General features: G+C 31.9%; 2 protein-coding genes. One reads left to right on the forward strand and one right to left on the reverse strand.

Going from position 1 to position 1,784, the window contains the following annotated elements; all coding sequences use genetic code 11:
* Positions 1 to 102 precede the first annotated feature (102 nt).
* Positions 103 to 915, reverse strand: coding sequence for a sensor histidine kinase (locus tag CK510_RS23030; protein ID WP_158224952.1), 813 nt, complete (start codon positions 913 to 915; stop codon positions 103 to 105).
* Between the two features lie 515 nt (positions 916 to 1,430).
* Between CK510_RS23030 and CK510_RS23035 the strand changes: the two genes are divergently transcribed.
* Positions 1,431 to 1,607 carry an NblA/ycf18 family protein gene (locus tag CK510_RS23035; protein WP_095723907.1) on the forward strand — a complete coding sequence of 59 codons (177 nt, stop codon included), beginning with the start codon at positions 1,431 to 1,433 and terminating at the stop codon, positions 1,605 to 1,607.
* Positions 1,608 to 1,784: the final 177 nt, after the last annotated feature.

A 1,784-nucleotide genomic window follows, 5' to 3' on the forward strand; every position in this document is an offset into this window, starting at 1 on the left:
CTATTAAACTATTTTTATTTAAATATTATTTACTTACTTATTTATATAGATAGTAATAGTATGACTCATCAATATCGTCATCCCTCACAAGTATTTAGATATTTATTGAATCTCTCTAAAGAGTGGTAATTCTATCCAAAAGCGGGAACCTGTATTTACTTGTGATTCGACTCCACATTTACCATTCATCCGTTCCACTGCTTTACTTACTATTGCTAAACCTATTCCATTTCCTGGATAGGAATCATTTCCATGTAATCGTTTAAAGACCTCAAATATTTGTTCTTTATACTCTGATGGTATTCCTATACCATTGTCTTCTACCCAAAGTCGTATATATTCTTCTTGTTGGGTTGCATATACTCGAATCTGTGGGGATTGATTAGGAACAACAAATTTAATGGCATTAGCTAACAGGTTTATGATTACCTGAAGCAAAATTAAATGATTAGCGATTACTAATGGTAAAGGTTCTTCTATAATTATTTGAGCTTGTCGTTCTTGAATTTTTGTATTTAGTTGGATTAGAGATTCATTAATAACTAATGCTAAATTGACTGCTTTGCTAGGTATTTCTTGATTAATCATTTGGGTATAGTTCAGCAAATTTTCGATTAAGCTCTGCAAACGATGACTATTTGCTAAAATACGCTGTAAATAATCAAGAGCTTTATCTGGAATTTGGTTTCCATAATCTTCTATTATTGCTAAAGTAAAACCTTCAATTATCTGTAAAGGTTCTTGTAAATCATGAGAAGTCGAATAGGTAAATGCTTCTAATTGACGATTTACTTCTTCTAATTTTATTGTACGTTCTTGAACACGTGCTTCTAAGGTTTCATGTAACTGAATAATTTCTGTTGCTTGTTGTTTTTGAGTGGTAATATCTTGAGTAAGTCCTGCTTTTCTAGACACTTTTTCGGTTTGATTATGAATTATAAAACCACAAGTACGAACCCAATGAATTGTATAATTTAGAATTTTGATAAGAAATTGCATGAGATGTAATGGAATTCCTTACACTGGTAGCAGATTTGATATTCATATATCTTAGGTCAAATATGAATATTCAATTATCTACCTCAAGCTATAAAAAATAATTAAATTAGAAAGATATTTGTTAATACTTGATTCTCAAAAGATTTAAGTACATCTCGCAATACTGCTTGGTTAACCTGTGTAGAGACGTTACATGTAACGTCTCCACAATGGTTTCGGGGTTTATGATTTGTATTGGTACATCTTGAGATAGCAGAGGAAATATCCTCAGAAATAAGCGATCGCAAAGAATTATGGCAAAAAGTCATACCATAGATAGTGAATTATGGGAATCAAAAAATATAATATTTAATCAAAGAGTCAAGTTTAAGGATATTTCCACTTGACTCAAGCAAATAATTACATCGAGCGTAAAACAACAGGAGTATTTTATGGATGCTAATTCTTTCCAACTGACTTTAGAACAACAGTTTCAAATGCGCTTAATGGAACAGTCTGCTGAAAGCTTAACTCGCGAACAACTTCTAGATATGGTGATTCAAACTTCTCGCTTGTTAATGGTAAAAGATAATGTCATCCGAGGTTTAGTTAAAGAAGCTATTTTCTAAACATGGATTAATTATACTAAGAACGGATTATGACTTTACTTTTAAATTAAGTGAAAACCTTTGAGATGCTACCCTGCGGGAACGTGGAACGTACCTTTGTAAGCACGACATTATCAGGATGACATGAGATGCAACATACGTCAGCATGACAGTTTGAGTTTTCTCGTTTTGATTCTA

It is taken from the genome of Brunnivagina elsteri CCALA 953 (assembly GCF_002289455.1).
Classification (GTDB): Bacteria; Cyanobacteriota; Cyanobacteriia; order Cyanobacteriales; family Nostocaceae; genus Brunnivagina; species Brunnivagina elsteri.